The sequence below is a fragment of the Bradyrhizobium sp. 604_D8_N2_3 genome, from assembly GCF_051810765.1.
Lineage (GTDB): Bacteria > Pseudomonadota > Alphaproteobacteria > Rhizobiales > Xanthobacteraceae > Bradyrhizobium > Bradyrhizobium barranii.
Genome location: NZ_JBPWPM010000001.1, coordinates 599,947 through 617,526 on the forward strand (window position 1 = coordinate 599,947; position 17,580 = coordinate 617,526).

The 17,580-nt window shown below is 63.2% G+C and carries 16 protein-coding genes and 1 pseudogene; 11 read left to right on the forward strand and 6 right to left on the reverse strand.

Going from position 1 to position 17,580, the window contains the following annotated elements; genetic code table 11:
* The first annotated feature begins 52 nt into the window (after positions 1 to 52).
* Positions 53 to 520 carry a metallophosphoesterase family protein gene (locus AB7245_RS02825; RefSeq protein WP_439033865.1) on the forward strand — a complete coding sequence of 156 codons (468 nt, stop codon included), beginning with the start codon at positions 53 to 55 and terminating at the stop codon, positions 518 to 520.
* A gap of 41 nt (positions 521 to 561) precedes the next feature.
* Here the strand turns inward: AB7245_RS02825 and AB7245_RS02830 are convergent.
* Both AB7245_RS02830 and AB7245_RS02835 read right to left on the reverse strand, forming a co-directional pair.
* A pseudogene (locus tag AB7245_RS02830) lies at positions 562 to 657 on the reverse strand (VapC toxin family PIN domain ribonuclease); the annotation flags it as partial.
* Positions 658 to 811: 154 nt separating this feature from the next.
* Positions 812 to 1,201 carry a hypothetical protein gene (locus AB7245_RS02835; protein WP_439033866.1) on the reverse strand — a complete coding sequence of 130 codons (390 nt, stop codon included), beginning with the start codon at positions 1,199 to 1,201 and terminating at the stop codon, positions 812 to 814.
* 326 nt (positions 1,202 to 1,527) lie between these two features.
* On the opposite strand from AB7245_RS02835, the gene AB7245_RS02840 reads away from it, so the two are divergent.
* The 3 genes from AB7245_RS02840 (at position 1,528) to AB7245_RS02850 (ending at position 4,401) form a co-directional block, all read left to right on the forward strand.
* Entirely contained in the window at positions 1,528 to 2,304 is a 777-nt protein-coding gene (locus AB7245_RS02840; RefSeq protein ID WP_439033867.1) for a hypothetical protein, read from the forward strand.
* A 104-nt stretch (positions 2,305 to 2,408) separates the two neighbouring features.
* Positions 2,409 to 4,142, forward strand: a complete 1,734-nt coding sequence (locus AB7245_RS02845) for a long-chain-fatty-acid--CoA ligase (RefSeq protein ID WP_439033868.1) — start codon at positions 2,409 to 2,411, stop codon at positions 4,140 to 4,142.
* A complete protein-coding gene (locus AB7245_RS02850) occupies positions 4,075 to 4,401 on the forward strand; it encodes a hypothetical protein (protein ID WP_439033869.1) in 327 nt (108 codons plus the stop codon). Before AB7245_RS02845 ends, AB7245_RS02850 begins: the two co-directional genes overlap by 68 nt.
* A gap of 95 nt (positions 4,402 to 4,496) precedes the next feature.
* Here AB7245_RS02850 and AB7245_RS02855 read toward each other — a convergent pair whose 3' ends face one another.
* Positions 4,497 to 5,057: a TetR/AcrR family transcriptional regulator gene (locus AB7245_RS02855; RefSeq protein WP_354180251.1), complete on the reverse strand. Its 561-nt coding sequence runs from the start codon at positions 5,055 to 5,057 to the stop codon at positions 4,497 to 4,499.
* A gap of 100 nt (positions 5,058 to 5,157) precedes the next feature.
* Between AB7245_RS02855 and AB7245_RS02860 the strand changes: the two genes are divergently transcribed.
* The 3 genes from AB7245_RS02860 to AB7245_RS02870 all read left to right on the forward strand — a co-directional run bounded on the left by AB7245_RS02860 (position 5,158) and on the right by AB7245_RS02870 (position 8,382).
* The gene (locus AB7245_RS02860; protein WP_439033870.1) at positions 5,158 to 6,567 is read left to right on the forward strand and encodes an amidase; all 1,410 of its coding nucleotides are present in this window, start codon (positions 5,158 to 5,160) and stop codon (positions 6,565 to 6,567) included.
* Between the two features lie 228 nt (positions 6,568 to 6,795).
* Positions 6,796 to 7,761, forward strand: a complete 966-nt coding sequence (locus AB7245_RS02865) for a LysR family transcriptional regulator (RefSeq protein WP_439033871.1) — start codon at positions 6,796 to 6,798, stop codon at positions 7,759 to 7,761.
* Between the two features lie 186 nt (positions 7,762 to 7,947).
* A complete protein-coding gene (locus tag AB7245_RS02870) occupies positions 7,948 to 8,382 on the forward strand; it encodes a cupin domain-containing protein (RefSeq protein WP_439033872.1) in 435 nt (144 codons plus the stop codon).
* Between the two features lie 47 nt (positions 8,383 to 8,429).
* On the opposite strand, the gene AB7245_RS02875 is transcribed toward AB7245_RS02870, so the two are convergent.
* Positions 8,430 to 9,380 (reverse strand): LysR family transcriptional regulator, encoded by a 951-nt coding sequence (locus AB7245_RS02875; protein WP_439033873.1) that lies wholly within the window; start codon positions 9,378 to 9,380, stop codon positions 8,430 to 8,432.
* A 98-nt stretch (positions 9,381 to 9,478) separates the two neighbouring features.
* On the opposite strand from AB7245_RS02875, the gene AB7245_RS02880 reads away from it, so the two are divergent.
* Positions 9,479 to 10,660: an MFS transporter gene (locus AB7245_RS02880; RefSeq protein ID WP_439033874.1), complete on the forward strand. Its 1,182-nt coding sequence runs from the start codon at positions 9,479 to 9,481 to the stop codon at positions 10,658 to 10,660.
* A 10-nt stretch (positions 10,661 to 10,670) separates the two neighbouring features.
* Positions 10,671 to 11,705 carry an aldo/keto reductase gene (locus AB7245_RS02885; RefSeq protein WP_439033875.1) on the forward strand — a complete coding sequence of 345 codons (1,035 nt, stop codon included), beginning with the start codon at positions 10,671 to 10,673 and terminating at the stop codon, positions 11,703 to 11,705.
* A gap of 7 nt (positions 11,706 to 11,712) precedes the next feature.
* On the opposite strand, the gene AB7245_RS02890 is transcribed toward AB7245_RS02885, so the two are convergent.
* Both AB7245_RS02890 and AB7245_RS02895 read right to left on the reverse strand, forming a co-directional pair.
* Positions 11,713 to 13,323, reverse strand: a complete 1,611-nt coding sequence (locus tag AB7245_RS02890) for an amidohydrolase family protein (protein ID WP_439033876.1) — start codon at positions 13,321 to 13,323, stop codon at positions 11,713 to 11,715.
* On the reverse strand, positions 13,320 to 14,138 hold the full coding sequence (locus AB7245_RS02895; protein ID WP_354246814.1) for a uracil-DNA glycosylase: 819 nt from the start codon (positions 14,136 to 14,138) through the stop codon (positions 13,320 to 13,322). Before AB7245_RS02895 ends, AB7245_RS02890 begins: the two co-directional genes overlap by 4 nt.
* A gap of 250 nt (positions 14,139 to 14,388) precedes the next feature.
* Between AB7245_RS02895 and AB7245_RS02900 the strand changes: the two genes are divergently transcribed.
* Together AB7245_RS02900 and AB7245_RS02905 are read left to right on the forward strand one after the other, a co-directional pair.
* Entirely contained in the window at positions 14,389 to 15,963 is a 1,575-nt protein-coding gene (locus AB7245_RS02900; protein ID WP_439033877.1) for an amidase family protein, read from the forward strand.
* 306 nt (positions 15,964 to 16,269) lie between these two features.
* On the forward strand, positions 16,270 to 17,571 hold the full coding sequence (locus tag AB7245_RS02905) for an O-acetylhomoserine aminocarboxypropyltransferase/cysteine synthase family protein (protein WP_439033878.1): 1,302 nt from the start codon (positions 16,270 to 16,272) through the stop codon (positions 17,569 to 17,571).
* Positions 17,572 to 17,580: the final 9 nt, after the last annotated feature.

The following is a 17,580-nucleotide window of genomic DNA, read 5'->3' on the forward strand; positions in this document are numbered from 1 at the left end:
ATCAGGAAGCCGCGGCCCAACGCGCGATAAAGTGCTTCAACCGGGCGGTTCGATGACCTTCACCATCGGCATCATCTCGGATACGCACGGCCTGCTCAGGCCGGAGGCTCTTCGCATGCTGGCCCATGTCGACCACATCATTCACGGCGGGGACATCGGTGATCCCGAGATCATCACCGCGCTGCGTAGAATTGCCCCCGTCACGGCGATCAGAGGAAACGTGGATACGGGCGAGTGGGCCACCGAATTTGCCGAAACCGAGTTCGTGCGGCTCGCCGGACGGCTGTTCTACGTTCTGCACGACCTCAACACCTTGCAGGTCGATCCCGTAGCTCAGGGCATCGATGTCGTTGTTTCGGGCCACTCTCACGTGCCGAAGATCACTAACGTCGACGGCGTACTTTACCTGAATCCCGGCAGTGCTGGGCGCCGACGCTTCAAGCTCCCGATCACGCTTGCGCGCCTCGAAATCTTGCCCGACGGTCTGAAACCGATCATCCACGATCTTGAAGTTGGATAGACCGCGCCGCCGCACGTCCAGTCAGGCGAAACTTCCGGTGCCGTTTCGGCCGCCTGGGCGTCGAGCCAGTCGCGGACCGATGGATGCGGTTCGGGCTTCATCGCCTCGGAGACCACATTGGTATTGAGCAAGATCATTCGGCTATTCGGATTATCGCTACCACGTTCACCGGTCATTTGATGATCTTGAGCTTTCTGCCGTCCTCGCTCCTGCATTGAGGACGCTCGATCCACTGGAGGAGCGTATCCTACGGATGATGCACGGCATCGGCCTTAAGCGACAACGCCATCCTCAGGAGAAGACGCCGTTCATCTGGTTTTGGGCTACACCCAGGACAGCCTCCTGTTGCCCTGCCTTCAAGGCGTCCAGGGCGGTCCGTCCGCCGAGCTCCGCGTGCACGGTCCGCAGGAAGCGGTAGACTGTCCACGGCTGTCTGCCCAGTATCTCAAACAGCCTGGGCAAACTAGGCAACGGCAGGCCGGCGTCCGTGACCTGCCAGTTCGGATATCTCACGGCGCGGGTCGCGCCCTGTAGTCCGAGGACTTCGCCCCGGCCGCGTTTAACGTTGACGGTCTCATGGGAAGCGCCGATGAGCGAACCGAAATGGCTCGCGGTCAGCATGTCGTCGCCCTTCAAAATCTCGGCGACCTTGACTTGCCCCCGTTCTCTTGCCGTCGCCAAGGCCGATTCCAGCGCATCACTCTCTGTGACGGGCGCGGCGACAGCTTTCCACGCCGGCCTCAGCCTCGATCAGCGCCGGTTACCCAGTGCCCACGCCTATCCGACCGTTCAACAGTCGGCACGATGTGTTAACGGTCGACCGGGTCGAAACGGCATCGTACCAGCGTCTAAAGTAGCGCACTCGGCTGGAAGAGGCGTTTGGAAAGCGCGGCTCGCTGTCGTGTCTGGAATCAAGGCATCTAAGTCGTTCGGCAGGCTTGGCCGAGCATCTAGGCTCCCGCCACAAAGCCCGCGCGATCCCGCGTGGCTCTCGCAGGAGCGCACCAATGAAGCAACTCAAGGATTTTGCCATCGAAGCTCATGGGGGCCTCGATCGCTGGCGGCAATTCGAGCAGGTCTCTGCCGATCTCATACAGGGGGGCGCCCTGTGGTCTTTGAAGGGGCAGGCGCACACCCTCGCGCAAACCAACGTCACGGTGGGTCTCAAGAAAGAATGGGCTTCGCACGCTCCGTTCGGCGCCGGCAATCGACGCTCCCGCTTCGAGCCAGGCCGCGTCGCTCTGGAAGCTGAGAACGGAACAGTTCTCGAAGAACTGCTCGAGCCGCGCGCAAGCTTCGCCGGCCACACGTTGCAAACGCCATGGACGGAGCTGCAGCTCGCCTACTTCGCCGGCTGCGCCATGTGGACCTATCTGAACATGCCATTCCTGCTTGCGTGGCCGGGAGTCGAAACCGAGGAACTGGAGCCCTGGCCAACCGACAGCGGCGACTGGCGCCGCCTTGCGGTACGATTTCCCGCCGGGATCGCAACACACAGCACCGTGCAGACGCTCTATTTCGACGCTGAGGGACTACTGAAACGCCACGACTATGATGTCGAGATTGCCGGCAACACGCCTGGCGCGCACATCATCGAAGACTACGCGGAAGTCTTGGGCATCAAATTCCCGACGAAACGCCGGATCTATGCTCGTCACGTCCTTTGCGATCAGGCTGCTAGTCGTTCACTTCAAGCTCGCCATCCTTCTCAGGTCTCGCGCGAAGGCGCGTGTTCGGGGACCGGGCACCCAAGGGCGAGAGGGCGGGCGAGTCGTCCTGGCTGATGAAGACCTCTCGCCAAATGGATACCCGTGCGGACCATCTCCTGCCCGCACGAACAGTCGCTTGCGGCTGAAGTGAAAGCGTTGAAACCGAGGGAACATTCGCCATGCTTGGCTTAATGATGCAAACTCCGTTGCTCCTGTCGTCCATTCTCATGCACGCGGCGCGCTCCTTTCCCGATGTCGAGATCGTCTCCCGAACTCCCGACAGGCCCGATCACATCACGAGCTACAGCGGCCTTCTCGAGCGCAGCTCTCGGCTCGCAAATGCATTGGATTCGATCGGCATTAAGCCAGGCGATCGCGTGGCGACCTTAGCCTGGAATAGCTATCGGCATCTGGAGCTATACTTCGGCATTTCCGGAATGGGAGCCGTTTGCCACACGATCAATCCAAGGCTGTTCGTGGACCAGGTCATATACATCATCAACCATGCCGAAGATGTGGTTGTATTCTTCGATCTGGCTTTTATCGATCTCGTACACTCTTTAATGCCGCAATGTCCGACTGTTGAAGCGTGGATATATCTGGGCGAGGCGGGCGACGCAAAGATCGTGGGAGCCAAAGGCTTCCCATCCTATGAAGGATTTCTCTCCGGGTGCTCGGAAGCTTATGCATGGCCCGAGTTCGACGAGAACACGGCATGCGGACTGTGCTATACGTCGGGAACGACAGGAAACCCAAAGGGTGTGCTGTATAGCCATCGCAGCGCCGTGCTGCATTCCTGCGCCGCAGCGCTCCCAGACGCTTGTCGCATTTCTCTGGATGACACGGTCGCGCTTGTCTCGCCGATGTTCCACGCAATGTCTTGGGGAATGCCGTATTGTGCAACGGCGACGGGTTCGAAGCTGGTGATGGCCGGACAAAACGTCGACGGTGAGAGCCTGCACAGGTTGTTCGAGGACCACGGGGTGACTTTCGCCGGCGGCGTGCCGACGGTCTGGCTGGGCTATGTTCGATACCTGCAAAGCGCCGGCGTGAAGCCGACGACGCTCAATCGCGCGCTGATCGGTGGCACGGCATGTCCGGCCTCCCTGATGGAAACGCTGCAGGACGGATACGGAGTAGAAGTTCTGCATGGCTGGGGCATGACGGAAACCAGCCCGCTCGCGACGATCTCGAAGCCACTGCGCAAGCACACGACCTCGTCGAGAGCTGAACGGCGGTCTCGCCAGGTCAAACAAGGACGTGCGCTTTTCGGGGTCGAGATCGGCATTCGCGATGGCAACAACAGAAAACTCCCCCACGATGGCAAGGCAGTTGGCGACCTCGTGGTTCGGGGGCCCTGGATTGCCCGCACGTATTACAAGATGCCGGAAAGCGAGCGTGCCGATGGTTGGTTTTTCACGGGTGATGTCGTCACGATCGACAGCGACGGTTATATGCAGGTTACGGATCGCTCGAAGGACGTCATCAAGTCCGGAGGCGAATGGATATCGTCTATCGAGCTCGAAAACCTGGCGATGGCCCACCCCGAAATCGTCGAAGCGGCGGTGATTGGTATTGCGCATCCAAAATGGGACGAACGCCCGCTCGTGCTTGCGGTCCGGCGCCAGGGATCGAGGCTCGAGGCGCAAGATCTCCTGACCTTTTACGAGGGCAAGATCGCGAAGTGGTGGATGCCGGACGATGTTCTGTTCGTCGACGAGCTTCCGCACGGGGCGACCGGAAAAGTCCTGAAGACCAAATTGCGCGAGCTTTACGGAAACCGCGATTCCGCCGCGATCAGCCAGACGGGCAACCCGCCCGCCGCCGAAGCCAACGGAGGTTCCTATGTCAGTCCGCAGCTCGCTTCTCGCAGCCGCCGTCACCTTCGCCTCACTCGGGGCCGCACACGCTAACGGCCTGCGGCCGATCGAGGGCCTGCGCATCAATCTCGGCGATGTATCCGGCGTCGCCTACTACACGGTCGAGCCCGATGGATTCCGCGTCGTCACGACTCTTGCACAGGGTGAAGCGGGAACGCCGATCCGCTTTGTGACAGTACTGGCGCCCGGTCAGCGCGTCGTTGTCTCAACGCCATACCAGGCCCCCGCGCTCGAAGTCAGCCGAAAGGGCGATGAACTGCTCGTCCGCAGGGCGAGCACGTTCTCCAATTGACTGTCAATTGGCACGCAAGCGCCGACGTGAAGAAGCCAAAGATGTCCACGATTCATCTCCACCAGCCGTTTGGGCGGCGCAGGCAGGATCGGCTTTCAAGTCGGGATCAAGCCCGATCCCCGATAGCTTTCGATCAGCGCATCGAACAATTTCAGGTCGGCGCGGCTCCGCGCCATCAGCTGCGCGCCGGCAACGGCCGCGTAGATCGCGCGCGCTTTTGCTTCACGCTTGCTGGCGGGAATTGAAGCCGCAGCGAGCATCCTGGTCAGCCATGCCACGTTGACATCGGCGAAAGCCTGCACCTCGGTTTTGACGGCGTCCGGCAGATCATCATATTCGGCTGCCATGAAGCTACAGAGGCACATGCGATTGTCCTGCTCGAGCGATCGACGAAAAAGTCCCGGATAGGCGCGGAGCGCCTTTCTTGGATCTCCGTTCGCTTTTGAAAGAGCTTCGAGGTTCGCCGCCGTATCCTCCCAGTAGCGTCTCGCCACCGCCGCACCCAGCTCGGCCTTGCCGGGGAAGTGATGATAGATGCTCGCAGCCTTGATGCCGACTTCAGCCCCGATGTCGCGGAAGTTCAACCCGCCATAGCCGTGGGCCTGCGCTGTCCTGCGCGCCGCGGCCAGGATTGCTTCCCTCGCATTTTCGCTCATCGTGATCACCTCAACGTGTCCCTACCAAATGGCAGGTAGGGATTGAAGTCCGTAAATGCGAGGGACATGTCCAGCCTACCAAATGACAGGTAGGATAGATATGACTGATGACATCGTTAAAATGGACGCCACCCGCATCTCCCAGCTCATTGCCCAACGGGAGCTTTCGCCCGTCGAGGTCATGCGGGCGCATCTCGACCGCATCGCGGCGGTCAATCCCAGGCTGAACGCGATCGTGACGCTGGCCGACGGCGCGATCGAAGGCGCCAGGACGGCCGAAGCGGCGGTGATGTCGGGCGCCCAGCTCGGCCCTCTCCATGGCGTTCCGTTCACGGTCAAGGACGGAATCGACACGGCGGGTGTGCTGACACAGCGCGGTTCGCCGATTTTCAGGGGGCGCGTGCCTGATACTGATGCCACCGTCGTGGCCAGGCTGAAGGCCGCCGGCGCCATTCTCATCGCAAAGACGAACCCGCCCGAATTTTCCTATTCGATCGAAACCGACAATCTCCTGACGGGCCAAACCAACAACCCTTGGAACCTCGACTACACGCCAAGCGGATCGAGCGGCGGTGAATCCGCTGCCATCGCGGCGGGCATGTCGCCACTCGGTGTGGGCAGCGATCTCTCGATCTCTTTGCGCGGCCCGGCAGCGCATACCGGTGTCGTCGGATTCAAGGCCACTCACGGTCGAATGCCGATGACAGGCCACTGGCCCCGGGTGCCACGTCGCTTCTGGCATATCGGTCCGATGGCACGTTCGGTTCGCGATGTGGCGCTCGCTTATTCCTTGATGGCAGGACCCGACGGCGCCGACGGCTTCTCGGTCAGCTCGCCCAGCCTCGATACAGGGTTAGGTACGAAATCGACCCGTGAGCTTCGCGTGGGCTGGATGGCCTCTCCGGGCTTCTTCGGACCCATCGATCCGGAAGTGGTCGCGACCGTGAAGGCAGCGGCACATGCGCTGCGCATTGCCGGCTACCACGTCGAACAGGTCCGGTTGCCGGTGGTGGAGCAGACCGATGCCAACAGCGTCCTCTGGCAGCTCCAGCAGATGGAATCCCGGAGCGAGTTCGAGAAGGTCACCGCCGGCCATGAGGCCGAGATCTTCAGGCACGCCAAACTGGTCCTTGATGCACCCGATACGCCGATCGCCGATTTCGTCGCCGCCGAGCAGGCCATAGAGCGCCTTCGCGACAGCTTCGCCGAATACTTCCAGCGGTACGATGTGCTGCTATGTCCGGTGACCCCGTTCCCGGCGACCAAGCATGGTCTCAACGACCTCGTGGTCGATGGTGTGACGGTTTCACCCTTTCACGTCATGAGCGCCACATCACCGTTCAGCTTGACGGGAATGCCCGCTCTATCAATGCGGTTTGGAACGAGCCATGACGGTCTTCCGATCGGCGTGCAAATCGTCTCCTCCTGGCTGGCGGAATCGACGGTGCTCAAGATCGCCTCGCTCCTCGAGGAGGTGAGCCCGGTCCGCAACCTTCATCCGACTATCTGACGATGAAAGGGCGGGATTCATCCCGCCCTCTCCCCTGAGAGCATCCACCATGAAGGATGAGCTGACGATATCGCGGCTTGCTCAATCAACCGACGGTCACGTTCAATTGCGTCGCAAATCCTGGTGCGCTCCGGTCATTGTTCCCGTCCATAGGTTCGCTATCGGTTGCCGCTCCCTTCCCTTATGAAGTTCCCGCGCGCGCCGGACCATCACCGGAAGCAGGACGTCATGAAGGCACACAGCAGCGCTCTCGAAGAGGCCGAGAAGGATGATCAGAATGAACATTCAAGTCTCGCTCACACCGACGCGCAGCCGATCGACTTGAATTCCCTGCAGACATTCGTCGCTGTCGTGCGCGCCGGCGGATTTGCGGCGGCAGCCCGCGAAACCAACACGCCGAGGTCGTCCGTCAGCTTGCGCATCCGCAGCCTGGAGGCGGCGCTCGGTGCGCGGCTCTTCAAGAGGTCCACGCGCGCTTTTGCCCTCACGGCCGCAGGACGAGAACTCTACCAGCGTTCGGCTGGCGCGCTTGCCCTGCTTGTCAACGCGCTCCGGGGGGTAAGCGGTGCTGACGACCCATATGCCGGCGAAATCCGCATCACGCTGCCGGCCGACTTTCCGGTCAGGATCGTGGCAGCCGCGATCGGGGATTTCAGAAACGAACACCCCAATGTGCGCTTTGAGGTGTCGCTCACGAACGACGTGCTCGATCTCATCTCCCAGGATATTGATATTGCGCTCCGCATCGGAGCGGCCAATCCTCAGGAAGCCCTGATCAAGGGCGCAATCGACATGAAGTTTGGTCTTTATGCGAGCGCAGACTATGTGAGCAGTCACGGGATCCCCGTCGATATTCGCGACGCGTCGACCTTGATCGGGCCATCGAGGCGTGAATTGCTGCGCCTTCTATCCCGCTCCTTGCCGGGCGGGGCGACGTGGCCCGCCTTTCATGTCGCGGTCGACTCCTTCGCTCTTGCTCGTGAGCTTGTGCTGGATCACCAGGGGATTGGTCTGCTTCCGGAAGCCCTCTGCAGAGTGGAATACGCATCGGGGCTCGTCGTGCCGGTTTTGCCAGAGCAGTTCTCCGGGACGATCCGCCTGCATCTCACATATCCGTCGCGGGCCGATCTAAGCGCCAAGGTCGCGGATTTTACCCGTGTGTTCGAGCGACACCTTGCAGCTGCGGGGCGGTGATCTCCGTTGTTGTCGTTGTTCATGCCGACAGTTTGAGGTGGACCGTTCGGGCAGCAGAACTGGTCTTCGGGAAACTCCGATGCCAATTGGCCAGAACTACAGCCGCTGTGGCTTGCGGAAGGGGACTAATCCGCAGCCCTCCCGCATGCAATCTATGGAGCTCCGAAGTCAATGGAGCCTTGGCCAATGCAGAGCGTCATCACGACGAAGTTCGAAACGACCGAATTTGCCGGTCTCACGACGAAAATTATCAATCCGCAGGAAAGCCCGTTCACGGTGCTGGACATGACCATCAAGCCGGGCTTCGGCGCACCCGCCCACATCTCCGAGGAGGAGGACAAGCTGTTTGTCCTCCTGGAGGGCGAGGTGAAATACCTCGTGGGAGACCAGACCGAGGTCGCTGGACCCGGTTCGCGGATTCTCGTGCCGAGAGGAGTTGTTCACGGCTTCACCAATGAGGGGCCGGCCGACGCGAGACACATCCTCGTCTCCACGCCGCGTCGTCACGAGGAATTCTTCCGCGATCTGCACAGGATCCCCGAGCCGCGCGAGCAGCACATGGACATGCTGCCGACGATCGCAGCGCGCAACGGCCAACGGATTGTTGGTCCGCTCCCATGACACGATGGGCAGCACCGAACGCGCGCATCGCCGCGATTTCGACGTCCCTAGGCCACCCTCCACCTCCCGTCCCCCGCGCGCTTCAGCGCGGGGTCGCTCACCCGCACATGCTCGGCGAGAAAATCGATGAACGCGCGCACGCGCGCGGGCAGGGGCGCGGTGTGGCCGACATAGACGGCGTGGATGTCTTCGCGGTCGCCGGGATTGTAGCCTTGCAGCACCGGGACGAGGCGGCCCGATTCGATGTCGGGGCCGATGTGGAAGAGGGCGAGGCGGGCGAGGCCGACGCCGCCGAGGGCGAGGCGGCGGGCGATTTCGCCGTCGCTGGCGCGGGCGGCCGGTGGCGGCATGGCTTCCTCGGTGCGGTCGCCGCGCCGGAATGGCCAGCCGCCGCGGATGCGCGGAAAGGTCCAGCCGATGCCGCGGTGCTCGGTGAGATCCGCCGGAATCTTCGGCGTGCCGAAGCGCGCCAGATAGTTTGGGGTGCCGACGACGACCATGCGGCTGGTGCCGAGCTTTCGCGCGACCAGACGTGAAGCTTTCAGGGGCCCGACGCGGATGGCAATATCGGCCCGTTCCTGCATCAGGTCGATCAGCGTATCGGTCAGCACGAGGTCGAGTGTGACCTCGGGATGCCGTTCCAGGAAGCGGGGAATCAGCGGTAGGACGTGCAGCATGCCGAAAGGGATGTTGCAGTTGACCGTGAGGCGGCCGCGCGGCGCGGCGCCTGAAGCCGCCTCGCGCTCGGCCTCTTCCATCTCTCCGAGAATGCGGACGGCGCGCTGGTAGAAGGCCTGGCCCTCCTCCGTCAGTGTCAGCTTGCGCGTGGTGCGGTTGATCAGCCGTGAGCCGAGGCGCGTCTCCAGCCGCGAGATCAGCTTGCTGACGCCCGACGGGGTCAGGCGCAGTTTTCGCGCGGCCTGGGTGAATCCGCCGAGATCGACGACGCGGACGAAAACCTCCATCTCGGCGGAGCGGTTGGTGTCGAAGCGGGCCATGTTGAATTCACGTCACAAATGATTGGATTGCGGACATCCTAATGGTTTTGTTGCGCTGCGGCTATCTGCATGGCTCGTCCCTCGCATTGGAGCCACGCATGCCTCCCGCCGTCCTCGCCCTCACCGCCGGTGCCTTCGGCATCGGCACCACCGAGTTCATCATCATGGGCCTGTTGCTCCAGGTCGCCGCCGACATGCACGTCACCGTGCCGGTCGCGGGGCTGCTGATCTCCGGCTATGCGCTCGGCGTCTTCGTCGGCGCGCCTGTCCTGACGCTGGCGACGCGGCGGATGCCGCGGAAAACCGTTCTTCTCGCGCTGATGGCGATCTTCACGCTCGGCAACGCGGCTTGCGCGCTGGCGCCGAACTACGAATGGCTGATGGCGGCGCGGGTGCTGACCTCGCTCGCCCACGGCACCTTCTTCGGCGTCGGCTCGGTGGTCGCCACCAGCCTCGTCGCCGAGGACAAGCGCGCGTCGGCGATTGCCACCATGTTCATCGGCCTGACGGTCGCGACACTCCTGGGCGTGCCCTTCGGCGCCTGGTTCGGCCTGATGCTCGGCTGGCGCGCCGCATTCTGGGCGGTGACGGTGATCGGCGTGATCGCCTTCGCAGTGGTGGCCACATTCGTGCCCGGCCATGTAGGCAATGGCGACAAGCCAGTATCGTTGGCCGAGGAGATCGCGGTGCTTGGCCGGCCGCAGGTGCTGCTCGGTCTTGCCATGACCGTGTTCGGCTTTGCCGGGCTGTTCGTCGTCTTCACCTATATCCAGCCGCTCCTGACGCGCTTCACTGGTTTCTCGGAAGCCGCGGTCTCTCCGATCCTGCTGGTGTTCGGCGCAGGTCTCGCGATCGGCAATGTCGCCGGCGGCAAGCTCGCCGATCGCGGCCTTGCGCGTGCCCTGATCGGCACGCTCGCTGCGCTCGCCATCGTGCTGCTTGGCCTTGCTGCAGTGCTGTCGGTCAAGATCGCAGCCATCGCGCTGATCCTGCTGCTTGGCATTGCGGCCTTTGCGACCGTCGCGCCGCTCCAGCTTCGCGTGCTGGAAGCCGCCGGCCCCAGCGGCCGCACGCTCGCCTCCAGCCTCAACATCGCCGCCTTCAATCTCGGCAACGCGCTCGGCGCCTGGGCGGGCGGCGTCACCATCGATCGCGGGCTCGGTCTCTCCGCGCTGCCGCTGGTCGCGGCCGGCATCACGGCCGTCGGTCTCGTGCTCGCGCTATGGAGCCTTCAGCTCGATCGAACGCAGTCCGCAGTCGCGGCGTGCCCGGCGGAATAGGAGAATGATCATGGAATATCGCAATCTCGGCGCTTCCGGCCTCAGGGTACCCGTCCTCAGCTTCGGCACGGGCACGTTTGGCGGCGAAGGCCCGCTGTTCTCGGCCTGGGGCCGCAGCGGCGCTGACGAAGCGCGCAGGCTGGTCGATATCTGCCTCGAGGCCGGCGTCAATCTGTTCGACAGCGCCGATGTCTATTCGAACGGCGCGTCAGAGGAAATCCTCGGCGCCGCGATCAGGGGACGCCGCGACAAGGTGCTGATCTCCACTAAGATGAGCCTGCCGATGGGCGACGGTCCGCTCGATGCCGGCTCTTCGCGATATCGTCTGGTCGCCTCGGTCGAAGCAGCGCTGCGGCGGCTCGGCACCGATTACCTCGATCTGCTCCAGCTCCATGCCTTCGATGCGTTCACGCCGATCGAGGAGGTGCTGTCCACGCTCGATACGCTCGTACGTGCCGGCAAGCTGCGCTATGTCGGTGTTTCCAATTTCGCCGGCTGGCAGCTGATGAAGTCGCTCTCAATTGCCGAACGGCACGGCTGGCCGCACCATGTCGCGCATCAGGTCTATTATTCGCTGCTCGGCCGCGACTATGAATGGGAACTGATGCCGCTCGCTCGCGACCAGGGCGTCGGCGCGCTGGTCTGGAGCCCGCTCGGCTGGGGCCGGCTCACCGGCAAGATCCGGCGCGGCGAGCCGCTCCCTGCGAACAGCCGTCTGCACGCCACCGCGCAGTTCGGCCCGCCCGTGGATGATGAGCGTCTCTATGCCATCGTCGACGTGCTTGATACAATCGCCGCGGAGACCGGCCGCACCGTGCCGCAAATCGCGATTGCCTGGCTGCTGTCGCGTCCGACCGTATCCTCGGTGATCATCGGTGCCCGCGACGAAGCGCAATTGCGCGACAATCTCGGCGCGGTTGGCTGGTCGCTGAGCGCTGCGCAGATCACGCGTCTCGACGAGGTCAGCGCCGTGATGCCGCCTTATCCCTACTACCCCTATCGCATCCAGGAAGGCTTTACGCGCCTCAATCCGCCGCTGGTGTGACGAACGACTAGTAAAAAGCCGCGATCGCCGTCGCGATTCCCGCTGGAAGATTCGGCTCGTTCTTCAGCGTGTCCAGAAACGCGGGATCGCCTGATACCGTGAGGCCATCCAGCTTGATCGGATGCAGCGGCTCGGCCGCTGCCGCGACCGCCGCCAAATCCGGACCGGTCCTGACACCGTTGAATTCGAGCCGCGGGCGCAGTTGGACATTGTTGCCGAACTGCTCGTCCAGCGCGAGGCGCCATCCGGTCCGCGACACCGCTCCGCGGGCGATCGCATCGCTTATGGCGAGGCTGTGCGGTTGCAAGGTGCCGAGATTGCCGAGCGCGGCACGGAGGCGGCTCGTCGCCTCCGCCAGCGTGATCCTCTCGATCCCGGGATCCTGGTCGGGCGAGGTGAAGTCGATCACCCGCGCGCTGCTGCCGATCCTGAGCGCCTCGCCGCTTCCGCCCGCCTTCTGCATGACCGTCTTCGTCCCATAACGGGCTCGTCCGCCAATGGTGACCAGAACGATGTCCTGCTCGCGCGATTTGATCAGATGAGCGTAGGGATCGCCGGTGACTCCCTTCACGACCAGAAGGTCGGCGAACTTGCCATTGGCGATCGTTCCCAGCTTCGCATCCCACTTGAGGATCGAGGCCGGATTGCGCGTCGCCATCGAGACGATGTCGTAGTCGCTGAAGCCGAGATTGAAATGCGCGGACACGACCTTGGCCGCCTTCAGCTCGCCGAGCAGGTTCTTGCTGCCGGACGGCGACCAGTCCGAGCCGAGCGCAATGATGAGGCCGGCCGTGCGCGCGGCAACGACATTGGTCGTCTTTCCGTAGAGCAGGAGATTGCTCAAGGGGGACCAGACCACCTTGGCATGGTTTTCCGCCATCGTTCCGAAGTCGGTCGCATCGAGTGCCGTGCAATGAATGCCGGCCAGCGACGGTTCGATCGCCCAATCGCCCTCGGAATTGCGCAAGGCGAGGAAGTGGCTATGCGCCTTGGTGTCGATGCCTTCGCTGAGATGCAGCAGGAAGCACGATGACGATTTCAGCTCGTTGTCGAATTTCGCCCAATCCTCGGCATCGATGTCGGGAATCTTCGAGTGTGCCCGCGGCAGATCGGGCGGGCTGCCGATCTCGGCGGCGCGCAACGCGCCCTTGTAATATTTGTGGATCGTGCCGCTCCAGTTCGACAGCGTGATCCCCTGGCTCGTCGTGGTACCCGCGACCATGCACTTGGCTTCGACATAGCGAACCAGGGCCGGCAGCAGCGAGCCGTCGTCGGCCAGTGCGATCGCGCTCATGGGGCCGGTTACGGACGTCTTGTACGATTTGGCATTCTGCCATTGGTCGCGATTGCCGTAGGACTGCGGCACGCGCCAGAGCGGCAGGATGTTGTAACTCAGGTGATTATGCAGCTCGATCAGGCCGGGATAGATGGTGCCGCCGGTCGCCACTGCAACGACGGCCTCGAAGCCGACCGGGGTCGGCTGCCCCTTGGGTACGACCGCGGCGATGCGATTGTCCTCTATGAAGATCGTCCCGCTCTTGATGACGTCGCCCTCAGTGGTCATAGTCACGATCCGCCCGCTCAGGGCCCATCGCTTCGGGTTGGCAGCCGGGCTCATGGGATCACTCCGTCGGGGATGGTGATCGTGATCGTGCGTCGCTTGGTGGTCGCGTCGGCGCCCTGGCGCACGGCCCATGGCGTGTCTCCGCGCATCCACGCCGGCAGTCCCGCCGGGAGATCCTTTGCGATGATGTCGAAGAGCTCGGTCGGTTTGAAGGCATCACCATATGGCACAAGCGTCGTCGGCACGTCGGGATGCTGGATCTCAGGTGCGAGAGCCGCGAGCGCGGCGTTCCACTTCGTCAGCATGATCTTGGTGTTCGCGGCCCGCGTCGCGTTGTCATGGGCCGAGCTTTCCGGCCAGGTCGGGTGCGTGATGTGCTGATACGCGAGGGTCTTGTAGGCCGCGCCGTCGGGCGTCTTGAGCCAGGCCTTCCAGGCCTCGTCGGCGAGGCCGCCAAGCGAGACGACGGCCTCGATATTGCCCGGCGCGAGCACGGCCTTGAACCATTTGTTGCGATAGTCGACGATACCGGGCTCGTTCTTGTGCTTGTTGCCGCCGCTCTGCCCGTAGACGCTGTACAGGAAGGTGTTCACCATCACGTAGCTCTGCGTGATCCCGAGCTTCGCCAGGAAACCTTGCGTCCGGCGGCCCGCAGTGCCGACCAGAATTCTGCGCACGATCGTCTCGTGCTGAGCGGGATCCTGACCGACGACGAGCACACGCGCCGATCCGTCGAGCCGGCCGCGATGAAAGATCGGCCCCCATTCAATCCGGAAATCGTTGGGATCGTAGGCTTCAGCGCCCGGGTAGTCGGCGCACAGATCGCGAAATGGCTGCTGGTCGTATCCGCTGTCGAATTCCACGAGCATGGCAAATGCTCCGATGCGTCGCTGTCAGAATAGCTACGTCAAAAACCTAATCGCCATGGCACAATCTTGGCGGTGGTTTGTTCTCCCATTCAACCAGTATATGGGTCAGGAGAGCGGGGCCAAAGGTTCATGCGCGTCTCTCACGCCGGCCCGTGGCAGAGCGTCGCGGCAACGCGCCATGCAGAAACGCACCTGTACACGCTCGCGTGACCTCCATAACCTCCGCGGCGTAATTTTTTGGAGATGCGGCGTGGCGAAGAAGACGGCGACCAAGAAGAAAAGTGTTGCAAGGAAAGTAACGAAGACCTCGGTCAAGACGAGCACCGCCCGCAAGGGGGCCGTTGCAAAGGCGGCCAAGAAGACAGTCAAGAAGCCGGCACCGCGCAAGGCGGCCGCGGCACGCCGTCCGAAAGGTCCGGTCTGGCAATGGTCCGCGGTCGACACCGCGGCCGCGATCCGCAACGGCGCGATCTCCGCGGTCGAGACCGTCGAAGCACATCTCGAACGGATGCGCGCCGTCAATCCGCGGCTGAACGCGGTTGTCGTCGATCTCTCTGAAGAAGCGCTTGCCGCTGCGCATGCGGCCGACAAGCAGCGCGGCAGGGGCGGTGAGCTCGGCCTCCTGCACGGCGTGCCGATCACCATCAAGGAAAACGTCGATTACGAGGGCCGGCCCAATTTCAACGGCGTGCCCGCCAACAAGGATCTCGTCGCGCCGTCGGATTCGCCGGTCGTGCGTAACCTGAAGAAGGCCGGCGCGATCGTTCTCGGCCTCACCAACACGCCGGAATTTTCGTTCCGCGGCTTCACCGACAATCCGCTGCACGGGTTGACGCTGAACCCCTGGGACCCGAACATCACCTGCGGCGGTTCCTCGGGCGGCGCGGGCTCGGCGGTCGCCGCCGGCATCGGCACCATCGCCCATGGCAACGACATCGGCGGCTCGCTGCGGTGGCCGGCGCATTGCAACGGCGTTGCCACCATCAAGCCGACGCAGGGCCGCATCCCCGCCTTCAACGGAAGCGCCACGGCCGAGCGTCCGATGCTGGCGCATCTGATGTCGGCGCAGGGCCCGCTCGCCCGTCACGTCGGCGACGTCCGCCTCGCGCTCGATGTGATGAGCCAGCGCGATCCGCGCGATCCTTGGTGGGTGCCGGCGCCGCTGGCCGGGCCGAAGCCGAAGGGACCGATCAAGGTCGCACTGGCCAGGATTCCGGAGGACATGGACGTCGATCCGTCCGTCCGCGCGGCGCTGCGTCAGGCCGCCGATCACCTGGAGCGCTCCGGCTATCGCGTCAGCGAAGTCGATGTCCCCGACATCGACGGCGTCTGGCAGACCTGGTGCGACATCATCACCAACGAGACCGTGGTGATGCAGGAGGCCGGCATGCTGAAGGTGACGTCCGAGGACTTCCACAAGGCCTGGGGCGGCATGAAGACCAAGGCCAATGTGCTCGATCTCAAGGCCTGGATGCAGGCGACGGCCGCACGCAACGGCCATATCCGCGCCTGGCAATTGTTCTTCGAGGAATATCCTGTCGTGCTGGCGCCGACCACGGTGAAACCGACGCCGGGTCCGCGCGACGACACCGTCAGTGCCGATCGCGTGAAGGAAATCTTCTGGGGCGAGATCCGCTTCATCTCTGCCATCAACGTGCTGGGCCTGCCCGGCGCGGTGGTGCCGGTGTCCTTGCATGACGGCAAGCCGATCGGCGTGCAGCTGATCGCCGGCCGCTATCGCGAGGACCTCGCGCTCGATGCGGCGGCCGCGATCGAGAAGCGTGCCGGAGTGCTCGCTCACCGGCTCTGGGACACGATGGAGTAAGGTGAAAATGCCACCCTCTCCTACGACGAGGGGAGAGGGTGGCATAGGCGGCCTTCGGCCGCCGTCCTTGGAACGCCGATGCTTTGCATCGGCTATGGCGCAGCGGCGAGGCTAAGGCGTACGAATTCATTAATCCAATTCGATTCAAGTTTTAGCCAATTCACCAACAATCGTTAGGGTTACTTCCTCGATCTCTAGGCGAATTATTGTCCGCTTTACCACCCGCCTCTAACAGAGGAACGGCGGACAACGCACGTGCCTCATACAGGCCAATAAGTGCGGCCCGCTCCACGCGGAGGTGGCACGATGCGCAACGAGACGATCGCTATTCACGCCGGCTACGAGCCCGAAGCCACCACGCACGCGGTTGCGGTGCCGATCTACCAGACCGCGGCCTATGCCTTCGACAGCGCCGATCACGGCGCCGCGCTCTTCAATCTCGAGGCTGAGGGTTTTCGCTACAGCCGCATCGCCAATCCGACCAGCGCGGTGCTGGAGAAGCGTATCGCGCAGCTCGAAGGCGGCGTCGGCGCGCTCGCGGTTGCGACCGGCCAGGCTGCGCTGCATTTCGCCTTCGTCAACGTCGCCGATCACGGCGGCAACATCGTTTCCGTGCCGCAGCTCTACGGCACCACGCACACGCTGCTCTCGCACATCCTGCCGCGGCAGGGCATCACCGGCCGTTTCGCCGAGAGCGACAAGCCGGATGCGATCGCAAAACTGATCGACGAGAACACACGCGCCGTGTTCGCCGAGACCATCGGCAATCCCGCCGGCAATGTCTGCGACATCGAGGCTCTCGCCAAGATCGCGCATGCGCACGGCGTGCCGCTGATCGTGGACAACACGGTTGCGACCCCGATCCTGCTCAAGCCGTTCGACTACGGCGCCGACATCGCCGTGCATTCGCTGACCAAGTTTCTGGGCGGCCACGGCACCACGCTCGGTGGTGCGATCGTCGATTCCGGAAATTTCCCCTGGGCGAAGCACGCCGACCGCTTTCCCGGCTACAACAAGCCGGACGCCTCCTATCACGGCCTTGTCTATGCCGAGCGCTTCGGCAAGACCGCCTATATCGAGCGCGCGCGGAGTATCTATCAGCGCACCATGGGCTCGGTGCTGTCGCCGTTCAACGCCTTCCTGCTGCTCCAGGGCATCGAGACCGTCGCGCTGCGTATGGAGCGCCATGTCGAGAACGCCCGCAAGGTCGCCGAATTCCTGCGCAAGGATTCGCGCGTTGCCTGGGTCAACTACACCGGCTTTCCGGACAGCCCCTATTACCCGCTCGTTCAGAAATACCTCGACGGTAATGCCTCCTCGCTGTTCACCTTCGGCATCAAGGGCGGCATGGAGTCCGGCAAGACCTTCTACGATGCACTGAAGCTGATCACACGCCTGGTCAATATCGGCGATGCCAAGTCGCTGGCGTGCCATCCGGCCTCGACCACGCATCGGCAGATGTCGGCGGAGCAGCAGCGCGTCGCCGGCGTGCTGCCGGAGACGATCCGCCTGTCAATTGGCATCGAGCATTCCGCAGATATCATCGAGGACATCGGCCAGGCGCTAGAGAAGGCCTGCCCGTCGGCACGCCTCCAGGCCGCGGAGTAGGCGACCGCG